Source organism: Desulfurispora sp., from assembly GCF_052744395.1.
The window spans coordinates 25803-51511 of sequence record NZ_JBRAJI010000016.1 but is presented as its reverse complement, the minus strand read 5'-3'; the positions used below and the strand labels follow the sequence as shown (position 1 = coordinate 51511).

25 protein-coding genes and 1 tRNA gene are annotated in these 25709 nt (G+C 56.2%); 22 read left to right on the top strand and 4 right to left on the bottom strand.

Annotated features, from left to right (window positions below; genetic code table 11):
* The first annotated feature begins 40 nt into the window (after positions 1-40).
* From ACUVTU_RS06220 to ACUVTU_RS06190, 7 genes are all read left to right on the top strand, one after another.
* Entirely contained in the window at positions 41-418 is a 378-nt protein-coding gene (locus ACUVTU_RS06220; RefSeq protein WP_445889094.1) for a DUF5412 family protein, read from the top strand.
* A gap of 197 nt (positions 419-615) precedes the next feature.
* Positions 616-2028, top strand: coding sequence for a two-component system histidine kinase PnpS (gene pnpS / locus ACUVTU_RS06215; RefSeq protein WP_445889090.1), 1413 nt, complete (start codon positions 616-618; stop codon positions 2026-2028).
* 29 nt (positions 2029-2057) lie between these two features.
* Positions 2058-2714, top strand: a complete 657-nt coding sequence (gene phoU, locus ACUVTU_RS06210) for a phosphate signaling complex protein PhoU (protein ID WP_445889089.1) — start codon at positions 2058-2060, stop codon at positions 2712-2714.
* 115 nt (positions 2715-2829) lie between these two features.
* The gene (gene rimO, locus ACUVTU_RS06205; protein ID WP_445889088.1) at positions 2830-4155 is read left to right on the top strand and encodes a 30S ribosomal protein S12 methylthiotransferase RimO; all 1326 of its coding nucleotides are present in this window, start codon (positions 2830-2832) and stop codon (positions 4153-4155) included.
* Entirely contained in the window at positions 4152-4682 is a 531-nt protein-coding gene (pgsA, locus tag ACUVTU_RS06200) for a CDP-diacylglycerol--glycerol-3-phosphate 3-phosphatidyltransferase (protein WP_445889087.1), read from the top strand. The genes rimO and pgsA overlap by 4 nt, the downstream gene beginning before the upstream one ends.
* 6 nt (positions 4683-4688) lie before the next feature.
* A complete protein-coding gene (locus ACUVTU_RS06195) occupies positions 4689-5243 on the top strand; it encodes a hypothetical protein (RefSeq protein WP_445889086.1) in 555 nt (184 codons plus the stop codon).
* A gap of 132 nt (positions 5244-5375) precedes the next feature.
* Entirely contained in the window at positions 5376-7424 is a 2049-nt protein-coding gene (locus ACUVTU_RS06190) for a (Fe-S)-binding protein (RefSeq protein ID WP_445889085.1), read from the top strand.
* Positions 7425-7470: 46 nt separating this feature from the next.
* Here the strand turns inward: ACUVTU_RS06190 and ACUVTU_RS06185 are convergent, their stop codons facing one another.
* A complete protein-coding gene (locus ACUVTU_RS06185) occupies positions 7471-8496 on the bottom strand; it encodes a hypothetical protein (protein WP_445889084.1) in 1026 nt (341 codons plus the stop codon).
* A 163-nt stretch (positions 8497-8659) separates the two neighbouring features.
* On the opposite strand from ACUVTU_RS06185, the gene ACUVTU_RS06180 reads away from it, so the two are divergent.
* The 9 genes from ACUVTU_RS06180 to ACUVTU_RS06140 all read left to right on the top strand — a co-directional run bounded on the left by ACUVTU_RS06180 (position 8660) and on the right by ACUVTU_RS06140 (position 18494).
* Positions 8660-10135 (top strand): AAA family ATPase, encoded by a 1476-nt coding sequence (locus ACUVTU_RS06180; protein ID WP_445889093.1) that lies wholly within the window; start codon positions 8660-8662, stop codon positions 10133-10135.
* A gap of 132 nt (positions 10136-10267) precedes the next feature.
* Positions 10268-10801: a CinA family protein gene (locus tag ACUVTU_RS06175; protein ID WP_445889083.1), complete on the top strand. Its 534-nt coding sequence runs from the start codon at positions 10268-10270 to the stop codon at positions 10799-10801.
* Between the two features lie 84 nt (positions 10802-10885).
* Positions 10886-12466, top strand: a complete 1581-nt coding sequence (locus ACUVTU_RS06170; RefSeq protein ID WP_445889082.1) for a DEAD/DEAH box helicase — start codon at positions 10886-10888, stop codon at positions 12464-12466.
* A 28-nt stretch (positions 12467-12494) separates the two neighbouring features.
* On the top strand, positions 12495-13529 hold the full coding sequence (recA, locus tag ACUVTU_RS06165) for a recombinase RecA (RefSeq protein ID WP_445889081.1): 1035 nt from the start codon (positions 12495-12497) through the stop codon (positions 13527-13529).
* Between the two features lie 408 nt (positions 13530-13937).
* Positions 13938-15479: a ribonuclease Y gene (gene rny, locus ACUVTU_RS06160; protein ID WP_445889080.1), complete on the top strand. Its 1542-nt coding sequence runs from the start codon at positions 13938-13940 to the stop codon at positions 15477-15479.
* A gap of 139 nt (positions 15480-15618) precedes the next feature.
* Positions 15619-16158, top strand: a complete 540-nt coding sequence (locus ACUVTU_RS06155; protein ID WP_445889079.1) for a hypothetical protein — start codon at positions 15619-15621, stop codon at positions 16156-16158.
* A 22-nt stretch (positions 16159-16180) separates the two neighbouring features.
* Entirely contained in the window at positions 16181-16960 is a 780-nt protein-coding gene (locus ACUVTU_RS06150) for a TIGR00282 family metallophosphoesterase (protein WP_445889078.1), read from the top strand.
* A 117-nt stretch (positions 16961-17077) separates the two neighbouring features.
* The gene (gene spoVS, locus ACUVTU_RS06145; RefSeq protein WP_012032475.1) at positions 17078-17338 is read left to right on the top strand and encodes a stage V sporulation protein SpoVS; all 261 of its coding nucleotides are present in this window, start codon (positions 17078-17080) and stop codon (positions 17336-17338) included.
* Positions 17339-17366: 28 nt separating this feature from the next.
* Positions 17367-18494: a dipeptidase gene (locus ACUVTU_RS06140; protein ID WP_445889077.1), complete on the top strand. Its 1128-nt coding sequence runs from the start codon at positions 17367-17369 to the stop codon at positions 18492-18494.
* A 204-nt stretch (positions 18495-18698) separates the two neighbouring features.
* Here the strand turns inward: ACUVTU_RS06140 and ACUVTU_RS06135 are convergent, their stop codons facing one another.
* Positions 18699-18914, bottom strand: a complete 216-nt coding sequence (locus ACUVTU_RS06135) for a hypothetical protein (RefSeq protein WP_445889076.1) — start codon at positions 18912-18914, stop codon at positions 18699-18701.
* A 181-nt stretch (positions 18915-19095) separates the two neighbouring features.
* Here ACUVTU_RS06135 and ACUVTU_RS06130 point away from each other — a divergent pair, with 181 nt between their 5' ends.
* Both ACUVTU_RS06130 and ACUVTU_RS06125 read left to right on the top strand, forming a co-directional pair.
* Positions 19096-19830, top strand: coding sequence for a DEAD/DEAH box helicase (locus tag ACUVTU_RS06130; protein WP_445889075.1), 735 nt, complete (start codon positions 19096-19098; stop codon positions 19828-19830).
* A 40-nt stretch (positions 19831-19870) separates the two neighbouring features.
* Positions 19871-21427, top strand: a complete 1557-nt coding sequence (locus tag ACUVTU_RS06125) for a helicase-related protein (RefSeq protein ID WP_445889074.1) — start codon at positions 19871-19873, stop codon at positions 21425-21427.
* Here ACUVTU_RS06125 and ACUVTU_RS06120 read toward each other — a convergent pair.
* Positions 21424-21969 (bottom strand): gamma carbonic anhydrase family protein, encoded by a 546-nt coding sequence (locus tag ACUVTU_RS06120; protein WP_445889073.1) that lies wholly within the window; start codon positions 21967-21969, stop codon positions 21424-21426. The genes ACUVTU_RS06125 and ACUVTU_RS06120 overlap by 4 nt on opposite strands.
* Positions 21970-22406: 437 nt before the next feature.
* On the opposite strand from ACUVTU_RS06120, the gene ACUVTU_RS06115 reads away from it, so the two are divergent.
* From ACUVTU_RS06115 to ACUVTU_RS06100, 4 genes are all read left to right on the top strand, one after another.
* Entirely contained in the window at positions 22407-23087 is a 681-nt protein-coding gene (locus tag ACUVTU_RS06115; RefSeq protein WP_445889072.1) for an S-layer homology domain-containing protein, read from the top strand.
* Between the two features lie 352 nt (positions 23088-23439).
* Complete coding sequence (locus ACUVTU_RS06110; protein WP_445889092.1) at positions 23440-24195, top strand: SCP2 sterol-binding domain-containing protein; 756 nt, start codon at positions 23440-23442, stop codon at positions 24193-24195.
* A 76-nt stretch (positions 24196-24271) separates the two neighbouring features.
* On the top strand, positions 24272-25108 hold the full coding sequence (locus ACUVTU_RS06105; RefSeq protein ID WP_445889071.1) for a stalk domain-containing protein: 837 nt from the start codon (positions 24272-24274) through the stop codon (positions 25106-25108).
* Between the two features lie 164 nt (positions 25109-25272).
* A tRNA-Leu gene (locus tag ACUVTU_RS06100) sits at positions 25273-25357 on the top strand.
* Between the two features lie 12 nt (positions 25358-25369).
* Here the strand turns inward: ACUVTU_RS06100 and ACUVTU_RS06095 are convergent.
* Positions 25370-25699: a hypothetical protein gene (locus ACUVTU_RS06095; RefSeq protein ID WP_445889070.1), complete on the bottom strand. Its 330-nt coding sequence runs from the start codon at positions 25697-25699 to the stop codon at positions 25370-25372.
* Positions 25700-25709 lie beyond the last annotated feature (10 nt).

Below are 25709 nucleotides of genomic sequence, written 5' to 3'. Positions count from 1 at the left end.
TTCCCAGGAGATAAATGGTATTAAGTGACATATATGGTAAATAGATCACGGATGGGTTGTAACATCAGTCGTTATATGGACAATTTTTATTTGCACATTAACATACTTTGCCTTCTTCTCGATGAATCGATTGCCCGAAGGCAGGTTTATCAAACAGATTATCTCACCGGATGGTAAATATGTCATTAATTTTTACCTGGTAAATGGTGGAGCGACCACGTCATACTCTATTAGAGGTGAACTTTTAAGCAATCGAAACCGGGAAAAAAAGAATATCTACTGGGAATACAGGACAGATTCCGTAAATGCAGAATGGCTTGATGAGAAGACGGTTCTTATTAACGGGCACAGGTTGAATATTCCCAGCGATGTATATGACTGGCGCAGGGAAAAATTATTCGATAAAATATTTAAATGATTGGCTGTCGAACTGGGTTCGGCGGCTTTTCTTTTTGGAGCATTTTTGTTTTTTCGTAACAAAAAATTAATTTCATTGGCGGCGGGAGTTTAATGGTGGGTGTGATAAGATATTTAATAAGATCATGCATTGTCCGGTTGGCGGCTGGTGCTGGTGCGGGCAAACGCGATGCAGTAAATTCAATCGGGGTGATGGTTATGTGGAAGCTCTGGCGTAAACTGGTGCGGCGGGTGAGCTGGCGGGTGGTAGCCAGCTATTTCTTTCTGGTGTTCATCTTTTTCATTGCGGTGCGGCTTTACGCGGTGTCGCCGGAAAATGTGCCCGGGGCCGTGCTTTTTTCGCTGCCTTTTGCCGTTGCTCTGGCCTGGGTCTATTACCGCAAGTTCCAGCAGCCGTTGGAGCAGATCAATGCCATTACCCGGCAAATGGCCCAGGGTCAACTGAACAAGGAGATCCGCATTCTGTCCAATGACGAGATTGCTGAACTGGCCCATAATATCAACGCTCTGGCCGGACGGCTCCGGGAAACTATTTCGGAAATAACCGACGAGAAAAACCGCATGCAGGCTATTTTGAACAGTATGTCGGACGGGGTAATTGCCGTCTGCCGCGGAGGCCGGATCATCACGGTCAACCACGTGGTGGAGCAAATTTTGAATCAGCGCCAGGAGGACCTGGTGGGCAAAGACCTGGTGGGAGTTTTGCGCCACTATGATTTCAACCGGTTGTTGAAAATTGCTCTGCAGAGCCAGGAGGAAATCAGCGAAGAAATCCAGCTGCTGGTGCCTGGAGCGCGCATTTACCGGGTCACCTTTACGCCCTTGCTGGGCAGTGACCTGGGGGGTGACCGGGGCGGTGTGGTGGTGGTGCTGCGCGATGTCACCGAGCGGCACCAGGTGGAGCAGATGCGCTCCGAGTTCATTGCCAATGTATCCCATGAACTGCGTACGCCGCTCACCTCGATCAGCGGTTTTCTGGAAACCCTGCTGGACGGTGCGGTGGAAGACCGGGAGCTGGCCCGGCATTTTCTGCAAATTATCAGTGATGAGACCAGGCGCATTACCCGCCTTTTGGACGATCTTTTCGCCCTGTCCAATATTGAGTACCGGCGGGTGACGCCGCGGCGGGATCAGGTGTATTTGGTTGATTTGGTGGAGCGCGTGCGGGAAATTTTTCTGCCCCAGGCCCAGGAGAAAAATGTCCGCCTGGTGAATAATATGCAGCATGACCTGCCAGCGGTGGTGGGGGACAGCGATATGCTCACCCGGGTGTTGATTAATTTGGTGGACAATGCTATTAAATATACCCCGGAGGGCGGTACTGTTAGTATTAAGGGGGGCCTGGCGGATGCTGGTGGGGTCTTTGTCAGTGTCAGTGATACCGGTATTGGTATCCCTGCCGACAGCCTGCCGCGGGTCTTTGAGCGCCTGTACCGGGTAGACCGGTCCCGGGCTAGAGGTAATGGTTCGGGTTATGGCCTGGGACTGGCTATTGTCAAGCATATTGTGGAACTGCACCGGGGCCGGATTGAAGTGCAGAGCACCCCGGGTGTGGGCAGTACGTTTACGGTCTTTTTGCCCTTGCCGGAAGAAACGAAACAATTACAATAATTAATGCGATCAGGGAAGGTGGTTGGGTCATGACCAGAAATGTCTTTGAGCAGTATTTGCGAGAACTGCGCAATGAGATTTTGCGCCTGGGCGGTCTGGTGGAGCAGGCGGTGTATCAGGCGGTGGAGGCTTTCCTGCAGCAAGATGTGGCGCTGGCCGCCGAGGTGATCATGGGGGATGAACGCATCGATCAACTCTATCAGGAAATTGAAGATCGTTGTGTCAAATTGATTGCTACGCAGCAGCCCATTGCTCGGGATTTGCGTATCGCGATAACCGGAATTAAAATTCTACTCAGTTTAGAAAGAATGGGCGACCACGCCGTGGATATCGCCCGGGCCACCATGTGCCTGTCCGGGCAACCGCTCCAGCTCGCTTCCATACCCCGGATACCGCAGATGGCCGGTATTGTTCGGCATATGATTAAAGAGGGGCTGGACGCCTATGTGCATCGCCATGTGGATAAGGCCCGGGCCATGTGCGCGCTGGATGACGAGGTGGATTTTATTTTTTCCCATGTTTTCAAAGAGACTTTGCAGTGCATGGAGGAACAGCCCGAGCTGGTGGCGCAGGGCGGCTATCTTTTGTACGTGGTCAGATATTTGGAGCGGATAGCCGATCACGCTACCAATATCGGGGAAGCGGTAATCTACCTGGAGACCGGAGAAAGAAGGGAACTCAACTAGGAAGCGAAGCGCCTGAGCCGGCAGGCCGGGCGTTTTAATTTTTGCCCTTGCAATTGGCGCAATTAATAGTAAGATAATGTTTAACGTAGCTCTTGAATGAGAAAGGTGTCACAAAATGACAGCAGGCATGATCACGCTGGGTTGTCCCAAGAACCAGGTGGATAGTGAAGTGATGTTGGGGTTGCTTCAAGCGGCCGGCTATAAGATTGTACCGCCCGAACGGGCCAGGGTGCTGATTATCAATACCTGCGGTTTTATCACACCGGCCAAGGAAGAGGCCATCGAGGTGATCATGGCGGCGGTGCGGCGCAAACTACAGGGGCAAATCGAACTGCTGGTGGTAACCGGTTGTTTGGCTCAGCGCTATCCGCAGCAGTTGTTCGCTGAAATCCCCGAAATTGATTTGCTGCTGGGTACGGGCGAAATTCCCCGCCTGCCTCTCTGGCTGTCGCGGGTCCGTCAGGGGGAGAGGGCACTGGCGGTGCGCCAGCCGCATTACGATTACCGGCAGCAGTTACCCCGTTTACTGCCGGCGCCCGGTTTTTCGGCCTATCTGAAAATAGCCGAGGGTTGCAGTAACCGCTGTGCCTATTGCGCCATTCCACTGATTCGGGGACCGCTGCGCTCGCGGCCGCAGGATGTTTTGCTGCGGGAAGCGGAGCAGCTGCTTGGGGCCGGCGTAAAAGAGTTGATTGTGGTAGCTCAGGACACCACGGCCTACGGTCGCGACCTGTACGGACAGGCCATGCTGCCACAGCTGCTGGACCGGCTGGCCGGAATGGGTTTCCCCTGGATACGCCTGATGTACTGCTATCCGGAAGGGATTACTCCGCAACTGGTAGAGGTCATGGCCAGACGCGCCAACATCTGCCGCTATCTGGATATTCCGCTGCAGCACGCTTCGCCCGGGGTGTTGCGGGCCATGGGCCGGCGGGGAAGTATAGAAGAAGTACGACAGCTACTGGCCGGTCTGCGCCGGGAATTACCCGGTCTGGTGCTGCGCACCACCTTCATGGTCGGGTTTCCCGGGGAGAGCGAGGCCGACATGAGCTGTCTCCTGGACTTTATGCAGGAAATAAAGTTTGAACGGGCCGGATTCTTCAAGTTTGTGGCCGAGGAGGGCACGGCGGCGGCGGACCTGCCCGGGCAGGTACCGGAACAGGTTAAAGAGGAGCGCTATCAGCGGTGCATGGCCCTGCAGCAGGGGATTTCCCACCAGTACAACCAGCAGCTGGTGGGGCGGGACGTGGAAGTGCTGCTGGAGGCGAGGCTGGCCCGGAAGCGGGGTATATACCGGGGGCGTACCCGTGCCGACGCTCCCGAAATAGACGGCCTGGTTTATGTGCGGGCGGCGGGTAAACCGCTGGCTGCGGGCGATCTGGTCAAGGTACGAATCAAAAGCGCCTCTGAGTATGATCTTAAGGGAGATTTGCGGCCATGAACCTGCCCAATCGTCTGACTATGCTGCGGATTATTTTGATTCCGGTATTTTTAGCGGTGGTTTCGCTAAAAATACCATATGGCGACTATGTAGCTGCGGCCGTCTTCGTGCTGGCCGCCAGCACGGATGGTCTGGATGGCTATATCGCCCGCAAGTTTAAGCTGATTACCCGGCTGGGCAAGCTGATGGATCCACTGGCGGATAAATTGCTGGTTTCAGCGGCGTTGATCGCCCTGGTGGAACTGCACCGCCTGCCGGCCTGGGTGGCCGTGGTGATTATCGGCCGGGAGTTTGCCGTTACCGGACTGCGAGCTCTGGCGGCAGCGGACGGCACGGTGATAGCTGCCGGTAAGCTGGGCAAAATCAAGACGGTTACCCAGATCGTGGCTATTGTAGCTCTTTTCATCAAAGACCTGCCGCTCTGGCTGGGTCAGTTTTCCATCGGACTGGCAGTGTTTTTTACCATCTGGTCGGGGCTGGATTACTTCAGTCATGCCTGGCCGGCCATCAAGAAGGGTGGTTACTAGTTCAAAGTGCCCGCAAGATTGGAATGGAAAGGCTGGCGTATTCATGTAGTCCTGCTCAGTGCGTTGCTGGGCCTGGCTTTGCTCTGGGGGGGCAGGTTCTCCTACTGGCGCCTGGGATACGAGCAGCCGCTGGCCAGGATGCTGAAGCAGCGGCCCGATATCATCAGTTATACTTTGCAGCAGCAGGGTAACCAGCTGGTGGTGGAAGTTTTACCCCGCCGGCTGGATAACCTGCCGCGCTTTTATAACAGCCTTAGCCGGGACATCCAGAAGACGGTGGGGCAAAAACCCTTCCTGCTGGTGCTGCAGGACAGGCGTGACCCGGTGCTGCAGGACCTCTGGCCGGCTGCCAGGCTGGCCATGGAGGAAGCGGTACAGCGGGGCAATTATGTGGAAATGGCCGCCTTGATCCGGCAGCAGGCCGGGGCCCGGGAGGTCCGGGCCGAATTGCTGGTTGATGAGGCCCGTCTTTATCTCCAGATGTATCACCGGGAGGCTTATCTGTATGACATTGTCTTCCGTCCGTCTCAGACCAGGCCGGGGACCGCGCCGCCGGGGTAGCAGCAATTGTCGCCCCGGCGACATTATTTCTGTCGGCAATTTGCTAAGTATTGCTCCTGCCGCTGGTTTATGATGGAACCAGGTATTTGACGGAATGTTTAAATAATTAACCGGCGGAAAGGAGTTTATCGTATGTACAAATTGCTGGTGTTTGTAATCCTGCTGGCCACCGCGCTGGGGCTTTTCGGCCGGGCTGTACAGCAAAAGTGGCAGCTGTTGCATCTGGGCCGTCCCGTGCGCTATGGGCAGCACAGGCAGCGCCTGCGGGACTTTGTCGTCTATGTGCTGGGGCAGAAGAAGCTGCTGCAGGAAAGGTTTGGCCTGGTGCATGTGGTCATATTCTGGGGTTTCATCATTATTTCCCTGGGCACGCTGCAGTTTGTAGGCGAGGGGCTTTTCCCCTCCTGGCGGTTGCCGCTGCTGGGAGAGTGGCCCTGGTTTTATTTCACCCTCAATCTGGTCAGTCTGGCCGTGTTGCTGGCACTGGCGGCCGCTGCCTGGCGGCGCTATGTCGTCCGGCCGGCCCGTCTGACTCACAGCCGCGATGCCGCAATTATACTGCTGTGTATTTCCGGTCTGATTATTACTGAACTGCTGGCTGGCGGCAGCCGCTGGTTGGCAACCTCCGAACCGCACCTGAACAGGGCTCTGGTCTACCAGGCCGTGGCGGCGGTGATGCAGGCCGGAGGACTTAAAGCCCGGGCGGCGCAGTTGGCGGAGATGTACTGGTGGCTGCATGTACTGATTTTGCTCAGCTTCCTGTCCTATATCCCCCGCTCCAAGCACCTGCACATGCTGGCCGCACCCCTGAATGTGTATTTGCGCACACCCGGACCGCGGGGCGGGCAACTGGCGCTGCTGGATCTGGAAGACGAGGAGAGCGAGCGTTTTGGCGCCGCCCAGATCAGCGATTTTACCCAAAAGCAACTGCTGGATTTGTTTGCCTGTGCCGAGTGCGGCCGCTGTCAGGACAACTGCCCGGCCTATCTAAGCGGCAAACCTCTCTCACCTAAAAAGTTGATCAATAATCTCAAACACCACCTGCTGGAACAGGGCCCGTTGCTGGCCGCCCGGCGGAACGGTGCTGGCGTTGAGGAAACAACCGGGGCAGAGCACGGGGAGGAGCAGCCGGAAGCGCTGCTGTGGGAGGCGACGGTTACACCGGACGAGGTCTGGTCCTGCACCACTTGCTTTGCCTGCCAGCAGGCCTGTCCGGTGAGCAACGAGCATATCCCCAAGATCATCGACCTGCGCCGCTATCTGGTGCTGGATGAGGGGACCATGCCCGGGGAAGCGGTGCTGGCCAGCCGCAATGTGGAGAAAAACGGTAACCCCTGGGGAGTGGGCTGGAACAAGCGGGCTGATTGGGCGGCAGACCTCAACCTGCCCACAGCGGGTGAAGCCGAACAGTTTGACTGGCTTTACTGGGTGGGCTGTGCCGGCGCTTTCGACCTGCGCAGTCAAAAGGTGGCGCGGGCGGTGGTGCAGGTGCTGCAGGCCGCCGGTCTGAAAATAGCTATTCTGGGAGCGGAGGAAAAGTGCTGCGGGGATAGCATCCGCCGTCTGGGCAACGAGTACCTGTATCAGTCCCTGGCGCAGGAGAACATCGAAGTGCTGCAGAATTATGGCGTGAAGAACATTGTCACCCATTGTCCACACTGCTTGAACACGCTGAAAAGCGAGTATCCCCAGCTGGGGGCTCGTTTTAACGTACTGCATCATACCCAGCTCATTGCCGCGCTGATTGAGGAGGGTAAGCTGAAGTTCAAGCCCGATGTACCGCCGGTGCAGCTGGCCTATCATGACTCCTGCTATCTGGGCCGCTACAACCGAGAGTTTGCCGCGCCCCGCCGGGTGCTGGAGCAGATTCCGGGGCTAAAGCTGCTGGAAGCGGAACGCAACAAATCCTTCAGCTTTTGCTGCGGGGCCGGGGGCGGGCGCATGTGGCTGGAGGAGCGGCAGGGAGAGCGGATTAACAGGATGCGTACCGAGCAGTTGCTCAAGACCAATCCCGATGCGCTAGGCGTGAACTGTCCGTTCTGTTTGACCATGCTGGAGGACGGCTTGAAAATGCAGGAGATTGAGCATGTGGCCGTGCTGGATGTGGCCGAGCTGGTGGCCGGGGCTATAGAGATGCCTGTCGCCCGGCCGGAGGAAGAGGAAGAGGAGATTGTGGCCTGAAAGTTTTGTGCAGGTGCTGAGCCGGGAAAAACTCCCGGCTTTTTCTTTATGATAGCTGCTGCTGGCAGGCCTGGAAGTATTTGCGCAGCAGTCCCTCCTGGACCACCTGTTTCAAACGGGCTGCCTGCTGGTCGTTGTGCGTGAGGTTGTCCAGGGCCAGGAGCAGGCGGCGGTTGCGCTTTTCCAGCCGGGCGACTTCTATTTCCACGGGCAGCTCGCTGCGGGCCGAGTGGCAATTTTGGTGTGCCAGGACCATATTCCAGATTTCCTCCGTGCAGAGGTATCGCCAGGGCAGCACGTGTGCCAGTCCCGGTGTTTCCGTGACGGTCTGGCCGCAGAAAAAACAGTTGCGGGACGGGTTTTCCAGCTCCAGGTAGCGCAGCAGGTGCTTGCCGGCATGCTCCGGTCCGGTTCCCTGGTAGCTCAGCATGGTTTTGCGCAGCAGACGGGGAGCCAGGTTGTATTTTTCCAGGATGGCCGCCCAGCGCCAGTGGCAGGCGGCCAGGCAAAAATTCATGTTTTCCTGCAGGGCCAGGATGTTGAGCAGCGGGATGTGGAGCATTTCATCCTGCTCGGACATGGTGTAAAAAATTGGTGCCCACTGCGGGGCAATATGGGATTGTAAAAAACGGCTCACTTCATCCTGGCATTTTAGATAAAGTGCCAGGAATTTTTCGGGCAGTCCGGACTGGTGGAACATGACCGGCGGCTTTCCTCCCTGCTGGTAGCGCCCGGCCAGTTGTTCGATGGGCTGGAGGATGCTTTGCAGCGGGGCAATGGGGCTGCCCTGACGCAAATTAAAATATATGGCTGAATTCCAGTAATATTTGATCACATTCTGGGCCAGGGAGGTAATGGGGATGGTTATTTCGTTGTGTCCGGGTATGCTGGCGGTTCGTCCCGCATGCTCCAGTATGGCCAGCAACCACACCGGGGTGATGGTGCTGTGCGTGGGGCAATTGTTGAGCTGGTTCACCCAGATCTCGACAAATTCCCTTTTATACTGCTGCTGGGATGTTGATTTTTTAATTATTTCCAGCCATTTGCTGAAGAAGTCCTGCCTGGCCACCATGGATATTACCAGCCTCCCGGTGCTTGTCTGTTGGCGCAATATTCTTGCTCTTTAGTAAGTAGTTCTTGACCTGCAGCAATTTTCCTGCAGTATTGCGCCGGTTGGTATGCTATAATATTGGCCTGAAGGCCAAGCTGTCCGATGGGGAAGGGGTGTAAAGATGTTGAGCAGAGAAGTCGGGCTGGGGTTGGGAGTGGCGCTGCTAGTGTTCCTGGCCCTCAGCGGAGTGGACCTGGCCCCTCTCCTGTTCCTGGCTGTTTTGAGCGGCGGCCTTTATTATGCCGTGCGCAGCCGCGGGCCGCTTCTGAAAAACATGGATCTGGCTCCCGCAGTGACCGGGCAAAAGATTACCTTCGCCGATATCGGGGGACAGGCGGCGGCGATTCGCGAACTGAAAGAAGCACTGGATTTTATCAAAGAGTATGACCGGGTGAGGGATCTGGGCATCCGGCCGCTCAAGGGCATTCTGTTTACCGGACCGCCGGGTACGGGCAAGACCATGCTGGCCCGGGCTGCTGCCGCCTACATTGATTCGGTGTTTCTGGCGGCCAGTGGTTCCGAATTTGTAGAGATGTATGCCGGGGTGGGAGCACAGCGCGTGCGCAAGCTGTTTGCCGGAGCCCGGGAGATGGCCCGGCGGGCGGGCAAACAGTATGCCCTGGTGTTTTTGGATGAAATTGAAATACTGGGCGGCCGGAGGGGTCAAACAACCAGTCATTTGGAATATGACCAGACGCTGAACCAGCTGCTGGTAGAAATGGATGGTATCAAATCCACCGATAAAGTCAGGGTGCTGGTAGTGGGAGCTACCAACCGGGTGGACATGCTGGATCCCGCGCTTTTGCGTCCGGGCCGTTTTGACCGGCAGGTGCGGGTGGAACTGCCCGACCGGCAGGGGCGCCTGGAAATACTGCGCCTGCACACCCGCAACAAACCGCTGGCCGGGGATGTGGATCTGGAGCAAATTGCCCGGGAAACCTTTGGCTTCAGCGGTGCCCACCTGGAGAGTCTGGCCAACGAAGCGGCCATTTTAGCCATGCGCGAGGGCGAAGCGCAAATCCATCATCGCCATTTTCACGAAGCGGTGGACAAGGTTATGCTGGGCGAAGTGTTGGACCGGCGTCCCTCCCGGCAGGAAATGTACCGGGTGGCGGTGCATGAAGCCGGCCATGCCCTGGTCAGCGAACTGTGCCATCCCGGCTCGGTTTCTTCGCTCACCATTACACCGCGGGGAATGGCACTGGGATATATGCGCCAGGCACCGCAGGACGATACCTACCTGTATACCAGGGAACACATGGAAAATCAGATCGCGGTCATGCTGGGCGGACTGGTTGCCGAGGAAGTGCTGCTGGGCAGCCGCAGTACCGGTGCGGGCAACGATCTCAAACAGGCTACTGCTCTGGCCCGGCAGATTGTCCAGGCCGGCATGTCCGAACTGGGTGTGGTGGAAATAGAATCCCTACCGGTGGAAATCCTGCACAGTACACTGAGCCAGATTCTGGGCCGTCAGGAGCAGCGTTTGCGCCTGCTGATAGAAAGATATGCCGGTGTGGTGCAATCAGTAGCGGCCATCCTGGTGGAGCAGGAGAGGATCAGCGGTGAATATCTGAGAGGTATTCTGCAGCAGGCGGCTTGACATTTGCGCTACGGTGTGTTTAAGTATAATGAAGGCAGGCTACGGCCTGTTTTCTTTTTATTTTTTTGCCGGCAGGTATTTATTGGTGAAAAGGCGAAATAATTGTAATAACACTGGTTGGAGGTGGGGCGGTTGCCGGAACTGCGGACCGGGCTAAACGGCATCCAGGAAGCCATGTGCCGGCACAGCCTGACTCTGGCTGTGGCCGAGTCCTGTACCGGAGGCCTGCTGGCTGGATTGATCACCTCGCTGTCCGGTAGCTCCCGTTACTTCCGCGGTGGGGTGGTAGCCTATCACAACCAGGTGAAGGCAGATTTGCTGGGCGTGCCGGAACAGGACCTGGCAGCCTTCGGTGCTGTCAGCCCGCAGGTGGCCGTGGCCATGGCTGGAGGAGTCCGGGAGCGCCTGGCTGCCACGCTGGGCCTGGGCATTACCGGCATTGCCGGGCCGGACGGGGGCAGCCGGGAAAAGCCGGTGGGCACGGTGTACATTGCGCTGAGCACTGCTGCGGATACGCTCTGTCGCCTCCATAATTTCTCCGGTGACCGGGAGCAGGTGCGCCACCAGGCGGTAGCCGCCGCGCTGGATATGCTCAAGGCTTATCTGGCGGCTAAGGGGCTGCTATCTCCCGCACCGGCACTGGATAAGCCGGTGCGCCGATCCTGAGTGCTGTAGACGGACTCGCTTAAGGCAAGGCACATCCGCTTAATTCAGGCTGAAGCTTTAAATCATACAGAAAGGAATGGATTGATGACCGCAGTTAAAGATACAGTACAATTTGGAGAGTTGACCGTCAGCCGCCGGGTGGGACAGGCCCTGGCCGCCATGGGTTTTGAAGAACCTACCCCCATTCAGATGCAGGCCATCCCCTGGGTGTTGCAGGGTCGGGATATCATTGGCCAGGCCCAGACCGGCACGGGCAAGACGGCGGCTTTTGGTATACCCATCGTGGAAATGGTGGATCCCCGGCGGGGAGTGCAGGCCCTGGTGGTCACCCCCACCCGGGAGCTGGCCATTCAGGTGGCGGAAGAAATTTCCCGCCTGGGCTGCTACCGGCGCATTCGCACCCTGCCCGTGTACGGCGGGCAGTCCATTGACCGGCAGATTCGGGCCCTGCGCCAGGGTGTGAACGTGGTGATCGGCACACCCGGCCGCCTGCTGGATCATATCGGCCGCCAGACGCTGCGCCTGGACGGGGTACGTATGGTAGTGCTGGACGAAGCCGACGAAATGCTGGACATGGGGTTTATTGAAGACGTGGAAGCCATTCTGCAAAAGACCCCTGCCGACAGGCAAACGCTGCTTTTTTCGGCCACCATGCCCGGCGAGGTGATGCAACTGGCCCGCCGCTATCTGCGCGAGCCCGAGTTTGTTACCGTCAGCCGGGAGAATATAACCGTACCGCAGATTGACCAGATCTACTACGAGACCAGGGAAAACCTCAAGCTGGAAGCTCTCTGCCGCATTCTGGACAGCCAGACCATCAGCCGGGCCATCATTTTCTGTCGCACCAAGCGGGGAGTGGACGAGCTGGTGGCCAGCCTGGCCGCCCGGGCCTACCAGGTGGCCGGTCTGCACGGCGATTTGAGCCAGCACCAGCGCAATCATGTCCTGCGCCAGTTCAAGGCCGGGCAGGTGGAACTGCTGGTGGCTACCGATGTGGCCGCCCGGGGACTGGATATTGAAAATGTCAGCCATGTGATCAACTACGACCTGCCTCAGGATGTGGAGTTTTATGTGCACCGCATTGGGCGCACCGGCCGGGCCGGGCGGGAAGGTGTGGCGATAACCCTGGTTTCACCCCGGGATTATCGCCAGCTGCGTCTGATTGAAAAAATTGCCCGCACCCGGATTCGCCGGGAGAAACTGCCCGATCTGGCCGACATCAGCGAAAGGCAGAAAGAAGGCATCCAGGAAAAGTTGCGCCACCTGATTGGTGAAGGCAAGCTGGCCTACTACCGGGCCATCGTGGATCCGCTGCTGGATGAATACGATCCGGTAGATGTGGCGGCTGCGGCGTTGAAAATGGGTTTGGGCCCGGCGGAGGAGGAGACCGACTCCCATGATTTTGGCAACACAGGGGCCAAACCCGGTATGGTGCGCCTGTTTATGACCGTAGGCCGCCGGGATGGCTTGAGACCGCCGGAACTGGTGAAGATATTGACCGACGAGACGGGTATCCCGGCCAATCTGATCGGGGACATTGATATTTACGAGAAGTTTACTTTTGTGGAAGTGGACCAGGAATGGGCCAACTGTGTACTGACCTATATGGACAAGCGCAACGTCAAGGGCAGGCGGATCAGTGTGGAACCGGCCAGAGGCAGATAAAATACCCATCAGGACGGAGGGCGGGAAGATGTCTTCAGAAAAACTGAAAGTGCTGGAGGCAACTCTGCAGAATATTGAAAAGGTCCACGGCAAGGGGGCGGTCATGCGCCTGGGTGATACCACCCGGCTGAATGTAGAAGCCATTCCCACCGGTGCGCTGTCGCTGGACATTGCTCTGGGGATTGGCGGTCTGCCCTGCGGGCGGGTGGTGGAAATCTTCGGCCCGGAATCTTCTGGTAAAACCACCGTGGCCCTGCATGTCATTGCGGAAGCGCAGAAGCGGGGTGGGCTGGCGGCATTCATTGATGCTGAGCACGCCCTGGACCCCGCTTATGCCCGCCAGATCGGTGTAGATATTGAAAGTCTCTATGTTTCCCAGCCCGAATCGGGGGAGCAGGCGCTGGACATCTGCGAGCACCTGGTGCGCAGCGGAGCCATTGATGTGGTGGTGGTGGACTCGGTGGCCGCGCTGATACCCCGCATGGAACTGGAAGGCGATATTGGCGATGCCCACATGGGCCTGCAGGCCCGCATGATGTCCCAGGCCATGCGCCGCTTGACCCATATTACCAGCCGGTCGCGCACCGTGGTTATTTTCATCAACCAGTTGAGAGAAAAGCTGGGTGTAAGCTATGGCAACTCGGAAACCACCCCGGGCGGTCGGGCGCTCAAGTTCTACGCTTCGGTGCGTCTGGACGTGCGCAAGGTGGAGTCCATCAAGCAGGGTTCGGAGATTGTGGGCAACCGCACCAGGGTGAAAGTGGTGAAGAACAAGGTCGCCCCACCGTTTAAACAGGCCGAATTTGATATCATGTACGGGACAGGGATATCCCGGGAGGGCAATATTCTGGATATGGCGGTGGAACTGGGTATTGCCGGTAAAAGTGGGGCCTGGTACTCTTACAAGGGGGACCGCCTGGGGCAGGGGCGGGAGAACGCCAAGGAGTTTTTGCGCGAACATCCTGCCGTGTTGCAGGAACTGGAACAGCTAGTGCGGGAAAAATTGCTGGCCAACCCCGCCCTGATCAGTGCACCAGATCCGGATGGCCATTTACCGGAATAGCAGCAGGTGTCGATGGGGCCGGTGCTGTCTTTGCATGACGCTCCGGCCTTCAAAATTTGCCGGTTTAAGCAGCTCATTGTCACTACGGACAAATGCTGGCGCTTGACAGGGTGAACAAAAGTATGTACAATACAATCTGGGAGAAAATAGAATTGAGCGCTACTTTACGCTGTTAAAGCGGGTTACTATATATACGCGAACTGCATATATCCCCGCGTGAAGGCCCCGTTCCCGCATCCATACGGAGGCGGGGCTAGTCTTGCCTGCTGGAGATGACTTTTCTCCCGCGCGCTTATGAACAGGACAAGTGGGCAAAGTAGTGCCGATTCCTTTTTCTGCCGAGAAATACCTCGGTATTTTTTTATGACTTTTAAATCTTAAATATTTACCAGGAGGTGAAAAAATAACTTGCCGTCACTTTACACAATACTGTTTGCGCTGGTAGCTGCGGCAGTAGCTTTTGTCGCCGGCTACTTTGTACGTAAATCGCTGGCAGAAGCCAAAATTGCCTCGGCGGAGGAACAGGCCCGCCGGATTGTGGACGAGGCCAACAAGGTGGCCGAAGCCAGGAAACGGGAAATAGTTCTGGAAGCCAAAGAGGAAATTATTAAATTTCGCAACGAGGTAGAGCGGGAGAACAAGGAGCGGCGTGCCGAACTGCAGCGGCTGGAACGCCGGCTGGTGCAGAAGGAGGAAACCCTGGACCGCAAGACCGAAGCCATTGAGAAAAAGGAAGAAAGCTTAAGCCGCAGGGAAAACGAGATTGAAAAGATCAAAAATGATCTGAGCGAGGTTTACAGGCAGCAGCTCAGTGAGCTAGAAAGAATTTCCGGGCTTACCAGCGAGCAGGCCAGGCAGATTTTACTGGCCGATGTGGAAAAAGAGATTCAGCATGAAGCAGCCAAGCTGATCAAAGAGGTGGAGGACAAAGCGCGGGAAGAGGCCGACCGGCGGGCCCGGGAAATTGTTTCGCTGGCCATTCAGCGCTGTGCGGCCGACCATGTAGCGGAAACCACCGTGGCCGTAATCCCGCTGCCCAGTGATGAGATGAAGGGCCGGATTATCGGCCGGGAGGGCCGCAACATTCGCGCCTTTGAGACGCTGACCGGCATCGATCTGATTATTGACGATACGCCCGAGGCGGTAATTCTCTCCGGCTTTGATCCCATCCGGCGGGAAGTGGCCAGGATTGCCCTGGAAAAGCTCATTGTGGATGGACGCATCCACCCGGCCCGGATTGAGGAAATGGTGGAAAAAGCCACCCGCGAAGTGGAGGTGCAGATCCGGGAAGCCGGTGAACAGGCCCTGTTTGAAACCGGGTTGCACGGTCTGCATCCCGAACTGGTTACCTTGCTGGGCCGCCTGAAGTTCCGCACCAGCTACGGGCAAAATGTGCTCAAGCATTCCATTGAAGTAGCACATCTGGCCGCCCTGATGGCCGCCGAACTGGGTGCCGATGTGCAGCTGGCCAAACGGGCCGGTTTGCTGCACGATATCGGCAAGGCGGTGGATCACGAAGTGGAGGGGCCGCACGTTTCCATTGGTGTGGAGCTGGCCAAGAAATACAGAGAAAACAGCGAGGTTCTGCACGCTATCGCGGCGCACCACGGCGACGAGGAGCCCCGGACCGTGGTGGCGGTGCTGGTGCAGGCGGCGGATGCCATTTCAGCCGCCCGTCCGGGTGCCAGAAGGGAGACTCTGGAGAACTACATCAAACGCCTGCAGAAATTGGAGGAAATTGCCGGTTCGTTTGATGGTGTGGAAAAATGCTACGCCATTCAGGCCGGAAGGGAGATCCGTATTATGGTCAAGCCCGAACGGGTGGACGACCTGGGGGCTGTGCGCCTGGTGCGGGAGATTGCCAAGAAAATCGAGAACGAGCTGGACTATCCGGGGCAGATTAAAGTGACCATCATTCGTGAAACCAGAGTAGTGGATTATGCCCGGTGATGTCTTTAGGAGCGGCCTTGTACAAGGCCGCTTTTCCTTGGGATAAGTTTCTTGTGCCCGGCCTGCTCCGGTCAGGCAGGAATAACCGCCTGGAGGCCGAAGATCAAAAGGTGGTGGCGAATCAGAAAGGGGGCGGAGCATGCTGATGAATGATAGTAAAGAGCGAAGAAGTGTGGTGGGGCAGGAGAGTGCGGCCGACGGTGTGGGGCTTTTGATCTCCATTCTGGTTCGCTATCCCGAGGTGGCTACCATCGATTATGAGGCCGGCAGCCAGATATTGAGATTTAACTTTATCTTCCGGCATTCCCTGCCCGGTGCGGTGCGGGATGATTTTCAAAAACTGCTTCTGGAGAGCATCGCTGTATTGCACCGCCTGGAAGGATACCAGCCGCTGGTCAGCCGCCTGGAGTACAACGAGGCTGAGGGGCTGGCCATGCTGGAAGTGTACCGCGATGTGCAGACACTGCGGCGGGAAGAAATAGCCCTGATTGTGGAACTGGTGCGGGATAGTCTGTCCGAACACCTGGTGCTGGACGGAGAAGCACCACTCTTTGAGGAGGATTTGCTGATACAGGAAGAGATCATCGATTACCTGCTGGACAATATGCGGGTTGAGCGGGGACAGCGCGCGCTGTTTGCCTTTCGTGAGGAAGGACGGGTGCTGGTTTTTAATAAATAAATAGCAGGAGGCGGCGGGAGTTTTGCGCATTTTGATGGTGGGCGATGTGGTGGGACGGCCGGGCCGCAAGGCGATTAAAGAGAATGTGCCCGACCTGGTGCGCAGTCAGCAAATAGACCTGACCGTGGTAAACGGTGAGAACGCGGCCGGCGGCAAGGGAATTACCCGCGAGATCGCCCGGGAGATCCTGGCAGCCGGTGCCGATATCATCACTATGGGCAATCATGTCTGGCAGCAGAAGGAGGCCCTGACACTGCTGGCCCGGGAGGAGCGCATTGTGCGTCCGGCCAATTATCCTCCCGGGGTGCCGGGTCATGGTCTGCAGGTACTCAAAACCCGCAGCGGGGTGCCGGTGGCGGTGCTAAATCTGGCCGGGCGGGTCTTCATGGAGGCACTGGACTGCCCGTTCCGCAAGGCGGACGAATTGCTGGCGGCACTGGCACCGGAAGTAAGAGTGATTTTGCTGGATTTCCATGCCGAGGCTTCTTCGGAAAAGATAGCCATGGGCTGGTATTTGGATGGCCGGGTCAGCGCGGTTTGCGGCACCCATACTCATGTGCAGACCGCCGACGAGCACATCCTGCCCGGCGGTACCGCCTATATCACCGATGTGGGCATGACCGGGCCGGTGGACTCAATTATTGGTGTGGAGAAAGAAGCCGTGCTGGAGAAGTTTTTGACTGGAATACCCCGGCGTTTCGAGGTGGCCACCGGACCATATCAGCTCAATGCCGTGATTCTGGACATTGATGAAAACACCGGGCGGGCCCGCTCTATCCAGAGGGTGCAAAATTTTGAGTAATGGAAATTTATTTCATTATGAATAACAGGAATTTTTGCAATCTTAGCGAATATAAATGAAAATACAATAACTGCCCAGGCTGTCCATGTCTTTACCAGTAGAAGGAGGTCCTAGATGATGGAGGTATTAAAAGTTTCAGCAAAATCCAATCCAAATTCTGTAGCAGGAGCTCTGGCCGGTGTGCTGCGCGAGAGGGGCTGTGCGGAAATACAGGCCATCGGAGCCGGAGCGCTCAACCAGGCAGTAAAAGCGGTAGCGATTGCCCGAGGGTTTGTAGCGCCCAGTGGTGTTGATCTGATTTGCATTCCTGCCTTCACCGATATTATAATTGATGGCGAAGAAAGAACTGCGATCAAGCTGATTGTAGAACCGCGTTAAAGGCCCCGGGGTAATCGGAGAAATAAGTGTGGTGTCAGGAGCCCGCCAGTTCAGCCAGCTGAATGAGCGGGCTTTTTTCAGTTGCCGGGTGCTGGATATTGGATGTGGGGAGAGTTGTCTGCCGCCAAAATACGCTGTGGAGACGATGGATATGCCCGGTGAGGTTAAGAAAATACATCCGGAAATATCGGAAAGGGCTTGCCGGCTGCACAGCCGGGCGCTGATTGTTGACAGTCACTGTGATACGCTGACCGCTCTACAGTCCCAGGAGCGCCGTCTGGGGGTGGCCAGCCAGCGGGGACATGTGGATTTACCGCGCCTGGTGGCCGCCAATGTCAAGGTGCAGTATTTTGCCGCCTTTATCGAGCCGCAGTATTATGCTCGCCCGCTGCAGCGGTTGCTGGAACTGATCGACCGGTTTGAGCAGGAATTGCAGGAAAATGCCGGTACTTTGCGGCTGATCTGCAGCCGGTCGGATTTGGATCGGGTTCTGGCCGGAAAAGAGGTGGGGGGATTGCTGACTGTCGAGGGGGGCGAATGTCTGGAGGACAGCCTGGCCGTGCTGCGCCAGCTTTACCGCCTGGGAGTGCGCAGCATCACCCTGACCTGGAATTACCGCAACCGGCTGGCCGACGGTGTGCTGGAATCCCGGACCGGAGGCGGATTGACCAACTTTGGTGTGCAGGTGGTGCAGGAAATGAACCGCCTGGGCATGCTGGTGGATCTGGCACATATCTCGGAGGCCGGTTTTTGGCAGGCGTTGGAGGTATCCAGCCAGCCCATCCTGGTTTCCCATGCCAATTGCCGGGCAGTCTGCGACCACCCCCGCAATCTGAATGACGGCCAGATCCGGGCCCTGGCAGCGGCGGGTGGGGTGGTAGGCCTGTGCTTTTATCCACCCTTTGTGCACAGCGCAATGCCGGATTTGGAGCGCTTGCTGGACCACGCCGTGCACATTGCTTCCACCGGTGGGGTGGACTGCCTGGGCCTGGGTTCGGATTTTGATGGTATTGACGCTGTACTGCCCGGCCTGGAGGATGTGACCGGTTTGCCCGTTTTGACCGAGGGGTTGCTGGGACGCGGTTTCAGTGAAAGTGATGTGGAGAAGATACTGGGCGGCAACCACCTGCGCCTGCTGCGGCAGGTGCTCAAATAGATGAAAAGCCCCGGCGGTCGGGCCGGGGCAAGGAATATTACTGGTTGTTCGGTTTTGAGGTATGGGTGGTTGTATAAATGTACTTTACGTGTTAATAAATCGGGCACGGCTTTTTAGGCGGTATTGCTTTGACTTGCGACCAGGTCGCTTTAATTTTGCCCCTTGCTCCAACCTGGCAGGCAACTAGTATCCCTCCCTGTGAGCTCAAGAGTTGTTCACTTTGCTGACGTGGAAGTGATTGTAATCCATGCGCAGCTTGTGCTGACTGCGGCAGACCGGGCAGGTACAGCTTTCCCCATCCCGGAAGCGCAGCTCACCAATATGTTGCCCACAGCATTTGATTTCCATACTGATGATGCGATTGCCCTCTGCAAAATTAAAGCGGTAATCCTGGTCTGGTTTTGAGTTCAAGGCAGGCACCCTCCTTTAAAGAAGTCCGCATGGCTTATCTAACATTATATACCCGCTACATGAATTTCTAAAGCACCGGCGGAAAATTTTTACCCGGACTGCAGTGCCGGGGTAAGTTTACCGGATTTTCCATCCCGGATTGGTGTATAATTAAAAAAACAGAAAATTGAAAGGGGCCTTCAGGAGATTGTTGCGCAAAAAAACCAAAAGGCGACCTAAAAAACAGCTGACCCGGGAAGTGGCTTCAGGCGGACCGCTGGCTCTGGATCCTTTTCAGGAGCAGGCCATTGATGCTCTACTGGCCGGGCGCAGTGTGCTGGTGGCGGCACCTACCGGTACGGGCAAGACCCTGATTGCCGAAAAACTGCTGGAAAAGGTGATTGCCGAAGGCAAGGGCGCGGTGTACACATCGCCCATCAAGGCCCTTTCCAACCAGAAATATCGCGATTTTGCCCAATTGTTCGGTGGGGAAAAGGTGGGTCTGATTACGGGTGATGTTTCGATCAACGAGCAGGGGCTCCTCCTGGTGATGACCACCGAAATTTTTCGCAACTGGTGTTTTGCCAACCCTTATATGCTGGATAATTTTACGCACGTTATTTTCGATGAGATTCATTATCTGGATGATCTGGAGAGGGGCACCGCCTGGGAGGAGAGCATTATATTCGCACCCGCTCACATTAAAATCCTGGGCCTTTCGGCTACTGTACCCAATATTGATGAGATCGCGGCCTGGATTTCCCAGGTGCGCAATGAGCCGGTGGTGGTGATTGAGGAACGGCGGCGGGCCGTACCGCTCAAACTGCACTGGATCACACCGGAAGCCGCCGTGTTGAAAGAGCGGGAGGCCAGGGAGTATATCGAGAGGCAGCTGGAACTGCGCCGCCACCGCTTCTGGGCGGACGAAGAAGATGTCTTTGCCTGAACCGGCTTGTATTTTACACTGATGAAAGGTTGATCGGGTAATGGCCAATTTGGGATCAAGCCCCAGCTGTGTGGAAGTAGTGCAGGCTATAGAAGAACACCTGCCCGCCCTGTACTTCACCTTCGGGCGGGCCAAGACCGAACTGCTGGCGGAGGAGCTGGGGCGGGAGTGGGATTTTCTGACAGCAGGGGAGAAGCGCCGCGTTAACGAATTAATCATCGGAGCGGAGGAAAAGAATCCAGGACTGTTCGGTCCGCGGCGGGCCAACCTGCGCCTTTTGCTGCAGCAGGGCATCGCCTATCACCACGCCGGTCTGGCTCCCGCATTGAAAGATCTGGTGGAGCGGCTTTACGAGCAGCGCTTGATCTATGTGCTGTTCTGTACCGAGACCTTTGCGGTAGGGGTGAATTTTCCGGCGGCCAGTACGGTCTTCGATACCTGCCGCAAATGGGACGGCCGGGAATTTCGCTCGCTGCTGAACCGGGAATTTTTCCAGATGGCCGGCCGGGCCGGCCGGCGGGGCTATGATGCGGTGGGCCGCGTATATATCCGCATGGATCAGAAATATATTGAACAAACCGGTTTCTATTCGGAAAAACAGGTGGAGCCGGTGTACGGCCGTCTGATGATCTCGCCCAACACCGTGCTCAGCCTGATCTACTGGAAGACCGATGAAGAAATCAATCGCTATCTGGAACAAAACCTTTCCAACTATCAGAAAAGGCGGGAGGAACGGCAGCTGCGCCAGGAGCTGGCGGTGGTGGAGCAGAAACTGGCCGGTATTGGACAGCATTTTTGTCAGGAAATATATACTCCGGCCTGTCAGCTGCTCAGGCTGAAACTAAAAAAAGAGCTGCAGAGCCTCAGCCGCAGTCGCAAACGCCGCCGGCCGGGCAGCAAGGAGCGGCGGGAAGAAATTCGCCACATCCTGAAGGCCAGGCAGAGGGATTGTAACTACCGCCTGTGTGTGGAGGCCAGCCAGCAGCAGACAGTACTGCAGGATAAGCGTTCCCGGCTCAGCAGAAGGCTGCGGGCTCTGGAACGGCATGCCCGGGATTACGAAGTGGAGTTCAACCGGGTCTGGGACCTGCTGGAGGCGCTGGATTATGTCGATGGCCGGCAACTTCTACCCCGCGGACTTTTTGCCCTGCACCTGCATGTGCAGGAAATTCTGGTTACCGAACTGGTCTTTAACGGGATCATCCGGGATCAGGACCCCGCCTTTGTGGCTGCCGTGCTGGCCGGGGTGGACTATATTCCCGGGCGGGATGAAACTACTGCTCCCTGTGCCTATGATTTGAGTCCGGTGGCAGCGCTCGTTGAGGAGCTGCGCCAGATGGGTGTGCCCGAACATTTCCGGGTCTGGTCGCCCCTGCCGGCGGCTCTGGCGGCGGCCTGGTGCGAAGGGGCCAGCTTCGAGAACCTGCTGGCTGTGACCAGCCTGCAGGAGGGAGATGTTTTTTCATTGTTGCGCCGCACCATCGACCTGCTGCGCCAGATTGAAAGGGCGGCCGGGCAGGATGTAGTCCTGCGCCGGCAGATGGAAAGCATTCGCCGCGCACTGGACCGGGATGAAGTAGCCGTGCTGGGAATCTAGTACTCCGGATAGTCTGTTAGTCCCAAGCAGAACATGGCCCGCTGGTAATAGCGCAGGGCCATCTGCTGAAAAAAGAGCTGCTCCTCCGCCGAGAGGGCCCGTACCACTCTGGCCGGCGAGCCCATGGCCATGTGGCCGTCCGGTATTTGCTTGCCCGGTGGCAGGACACTGCCGGCGGCCAGCACGGCACCCCGTCCGACCACGGCGCCGTTGAGCACAACAGCGCCCATGCCGATCAGGGCCAGGTCGTGAATGGTGCAGCCGTGCAAAACGGCGCCGTGCCCCACCGACACCTTTTCGCCGATGACCAGCGGAAAACCGGGATCCTCATGCAGGGTGCAGTTGTCCTGAATGTTGGCCTTGCTGCCGATGGTTACCGTGTCCACATCGGCGCGCACTACGGTATTGTACCAGATGCTGGCGCCTTTACCCAGGGTGACCCGTCCAATAATCCGGGCTCCCGGGGCGATATACACGGGATGCTCCAACCGGGGATAATGGTCGCCAAAGGCATACAGGTTGGAAAAAAGATTGTCCGGCATTATTTTCATCCTCATCTTTCCTGGTTTTATTACAAAATTAAACCACATTTTAAACAAAAAAACACCCCTTAATGCAAGGGGGCGGGGGATTAGGAGAGGCATGTATATGAATGGGGTGTAAGCTGAGTCACCTAAATATGTGATAGAAATAACAATCACTACCCAAATTGTAGTGCAAGATGGTTTACGGTAGCAAAGGTGATAATTGCTGTTTTATTAACACGGCTGTCGATTATGTTTCTCAAGGATTAAATATCTTCTTGTGCCGGCAAATATGATAAATTTACCGGTACTAACTTTGCTTTGCGTCCGACAGGCTGTCCGCCGCTGGTATAATTTACAAGGGAGATTTGATTGGTGCACCGGGAACACGGGGAATATTCATGCCGTCTTTTAATAAGGAAAAGCAAGGTAATGCCTGGAAGGTGGGAGGTTCTTTGCGCTGGGGTCTGACATTATTATTTACGGTCATATTGTTGGCTGCATGTGCTTCTGCTGGTACCGGAACGAGCTATGCTGCTGCCAGTGCGGCGCATGACGCTCCCTGCTTCAGTGATATTGATGGGCACTGGGCGGCAGAATACATTTGCCGGGCGGCAGCCAAAGGATATATCAAGGGGTATGGTAACGGCACATTCCGTCCCTCCCGGTCGCTGACCCGGGCCCAGTTTGCGGCCATCACGGTGCGCTTGTGGCAGCTGGATCGTGATCCTGGGCTGCAGGTTGCCGACCTGTCCGCGGTGCGCCGCTATTTTCAAGATGTCATGCCGGAAGATTGGTATGCCCGCGACGTATGGCTGGCTACCCGGGTGGGGATATTTCAGGGCGATGCCCAGGGCTTTCGGCCCAATGATCCAATACTGCGTGAGGAAGTAGCTATCTGCCTGGCCCGGGCTGTACAAAGAAAAATGGGTTTTGTGATGGTGGGCATGGCTGCGCCGACCGCGCCGGTGGATCTGGCCCTGGTCAGTCCGGGGGCCCGGCCGTATGTTTTGAAGGTGTGGGAACTGGGTTTGATGCGGGGCAACGAAAAGGGGGAGTTTGGCCCGGCCCGCAAACTCACCCGGGCTGAGATGGCCGTGCTGATCAGCAGGGTGGAGGAACTGCTCAGTCCATAAATATGGAAAATGACTTTAGTAGACGCCATAATCGCCTCTCCTGGAGCAGGGGAGGTTTTTTTGTTTTAGCAATGGCGATCGCTGGGGCGATTGCTGGCTGGTGACTCGATTTAGGACACATGATGATTGCGCAAAATATTATAAAAATTATAATAATATTGATTTTTTAAAAATAAGATTGTATATTTATAGCAAAATTAATAATTATCTCTATATTGGATTTCGTGTGTATTGATTTTATTTTTCAGAATATTTTAATTTTTACCATAGAGAGGGGAGGTGTAAGTGAGGGTATACATTCGGTTTTCGATTTAATCTACCAGTTAACTTGATGAAGGAGGTCGATTTGAAAGTGAAAAAAAACATCCGGTTGATGGTACTGGCAGTGGGTTTGGTGCTGGTGCTCATCCTGGCGGGCTGTGGCGGCAGCAAGCAGTCTGCCGAGCAAAAGAGCACTGCTGCCAGCGAACAGACAGCCGGGCAAAGCAGTACGTCTCAGCCGGCGGATAATGCCTCTGCGCCACCGGCTACGCAGAACAGTGCGCCGGCACAGGAACAGAGCGCCGGTCAGCCTGCGGCCGGTCAGCAAGCTGCCGCACCGGCCGGTCAGGGAACAACCGGGCAGAGCGCAGCTCCTGGCCAACCCGCGACATCTCCAGCCCAGGCGCCCAGTACCCAGCAGCCTGCAGCCAAGCCGGCCGCTCCCACCCAGCAGCCCGCAGCCAAGCCGGCGACATCGGCCCAGCAGCCCGCGGCCCAGCCTGCAGCAGCCAAAACTCCCTTTGAAGACTACATTTACAGCATGCCGGCCCGCTTCCTGCCCGATGCAGCCAAGGGTGTAACCGCCGTATATCAGTTTAACCTGACTGACGGCAGCAAGGGCAAGTACTACGCCATCATCAAGGACGGCAAGTGCACTGTGGGCAAGGGCGAAGCCCCAGCAGCTCCCACTCTGGTGATCAATACAGGTGAACAGCTGTGGGTGGATATTGCTACGGACAAGGTCAACGGCAAGATTGCCTATCTGACCAAAAAGTTTACCATCCAGGGTAGCACCGATGATTTGCAGGACATGAAGACCTACTTCAAACCATACCAGGGGCAATAATATCTTATACTTTATCTTGTTAAATCAATCAATATCATTGCCAGTTGATTCATTAGAAAACGGGAGGTTGGATGTTTTGAACAAGAGATTAGCGGTGGTTGCTCTAACAGTGCTTGTGCTGGTTATGCTCAGCGGTGTGGCGCTGGCGTCGCCGGCGGACCAGCAGATCCCGGTGGTCAAGTTTGCCGGGCAGGAAATGAAATTCGACGTACCCCCGATGATTGAAAACGACCGCACCCTGGTGCCTCTGCGGGCCATTTTTGAAGCCTTGGGGGCAAAGGTGGACTGGGAAGAAGCTACCCAGACCGTGACGGCAACCAAAGATGATGTTGTGATCAAGTTGACCATTGGCAGCAACAAGGCCAGCAAGAACGGCCAGGAAGTCGTGCTGGACGTGCCAGCCAAAAAGGTGAACAACCGCACTCTGGTGCCGCTGCGTTTCGTCAGCGAAGCCCTGGGGGCGAAAGTGGGCTGGGATGCCGCCACTTTTACCGTGAGCATTGACCCGCCCGTGGCTGCCGGCCAGCCGGCCACACCTGCGGAGCAACCCGCTGCTCCGGCTGCTGAGGAAAAGCCGGTTGCTCAAACTCCCTTTGAGGAGTACTTGAACACACTGCCTTACAATGCCGATGTAATCAAGGATGCCGACGTCAAAGCCCAGTTTATTTTAAATGGTGAGCAGGGCGGCAAGTATGTAGTGCATATCTGCAAGGGCAAAATCACCTGGACCCGGGGTGAAAGCAAGGATGTTGCCGCTACTGTAATCACCACCGCCCAGATCTGGCTGGATGCTGCTTCCAGAAAGATCGACCCTACCTCGGCCATCATGGAAGGCAAAATTGTGCTGACACCGGAAGATGCCCTGGGTGTATTTGTGGGCATTGCCGATGCCTTTATTACACCCCGGAAATAACCGGCGATGAATGATCAAGCCAGCCGGAGATGGCAGTTATCCCGGCTGGCTTTTATGTTCTGCCGCAAAACAAAACAAATATCTGCTTGCAAAGTAAAAGTACAGTGTAATATAATATAATGTGCTTGTAATTCGTTAGACGGGGAAAATGATTTACTTGTTGAGCGGGCGTGGCGGAATGGCAGACGCGCTGGACTTAGGATCCAGTGGGGTACACCCGTGTGGGTTCAAATCCCACCGCCCGCACCAGTGCTAGTACGGCTACACTTCCTTCAGGATTGTTTCTTTAAACTGGAGTTCCTCCATGGCTGCTTCCGCTGCTGCTTCGCTTAAATGATCGCCCAGAATCTCCCGGGCAGAGAGGTATACCGTAGTCAGGTGGGGGAACTTTTCCGGGTTTTTAACAAAAACGTAGTAATGGGCAGCTTCGTCCAGCACAAAGACGGGTTGCTCATTTATTTTTATTACCAGGCCGTTCTTGCCCGGGGCCAGGTACTTGAACACCCGGTGCAGGTCGCCGTAGTTCAGGCAGGGTTTTTTGGGAAAACTGTTCAAATCGGTCACTTGCAGGGCGGGATACTTTTTGGCCATTGTGGTCACC

Coding starts and splice junctions, on each gene's coding strand:
- recA (WP_445889081.1), top strand. CDS start 12,495: ATGTCTTCAGAAAAACTGAAAGTGCTGGAGGCAACTCTGCAGAATATT.
- spoVS (WP_012032475.1), top strand. CDS start 17,078: ATGGAGGTATTAAAAGTTTCAGCAAAATCCAATCCAAATTCTGTAGCA.
- ACUVTU_RS06125 (WP_445889074.1), top strand. CDS start 19,871: ATGGCCAATTTGGGATCAAGCCCCAGCTGTGTGGAAGTAGTGCAGGCT.
- ACUVTU_RS06170 (WP_445889082.1), top strand. CDS start 10,886: ATGACCGCAGTTAAAGATACAGTACAATTTGGAGAGTTGACCGTCAGC.
- ACUVTU_RS06155 (WP_445889079.1), top strand. CDS start 15,619: ATGCTGATGAATGATAGTAAAGAGCGAAGAAGTGTGGTGGGGCAGGAG.
- pgsA (WP_445889087.1), top strand. CDS start 4,152: ATGAACCTGCCCAATCGTCTGACTATGCTGCGGATTATTTTGATTCCG.
- ACUVTU_RS06190 (WP_445889085.1), top strand. CDS start 5,376: ATGTACAAATTGCTGGTGTTTGTAATCCTGCTGGCCACCGCGCTGGGG.
- ACUVTU_RS06095 (WP_445889070.1), bottom strand. CDS start 25,699: ATGGCCAAAAAGTATCCCGCCCTGCAAGTGACCGATTTGAACAGTTTT.
- pnpS (WP_445889090.1), top strand. CDS start 616: ATGTGGAAGCTCTGGCGTAAACTGGTGCGGCGGGTGAGCTGGCGGGTG.
- ACUVTU_RS06120 (WP_445889073.1), bottom strand. CDS start 21,969: ATGCCGGACAATCTTTTTTCCAACCTGTATGCCTTTGGCGACCATTAT.
- rimO (WP_445889088.1), top strand. CDS start 2,830: ATGACAGCAGGCATGATCACGCTGGGTTGTCCCAAGAACCAGGTGGAT.
- phoU (WP_445889089.1), top strand. CDS start 2,058: ATGACCAGAAATGTCTTTGAGCAGTATTTGCGAGAACTGCGCAATGAG.
- ACUVTU_RS06185 (WP_445889084.1), bottom strand. CDS start 8,496: ATGGTGGCCAGGCAGGACTTCTTCAGCAAATGGCTGGAAATAATTAAA.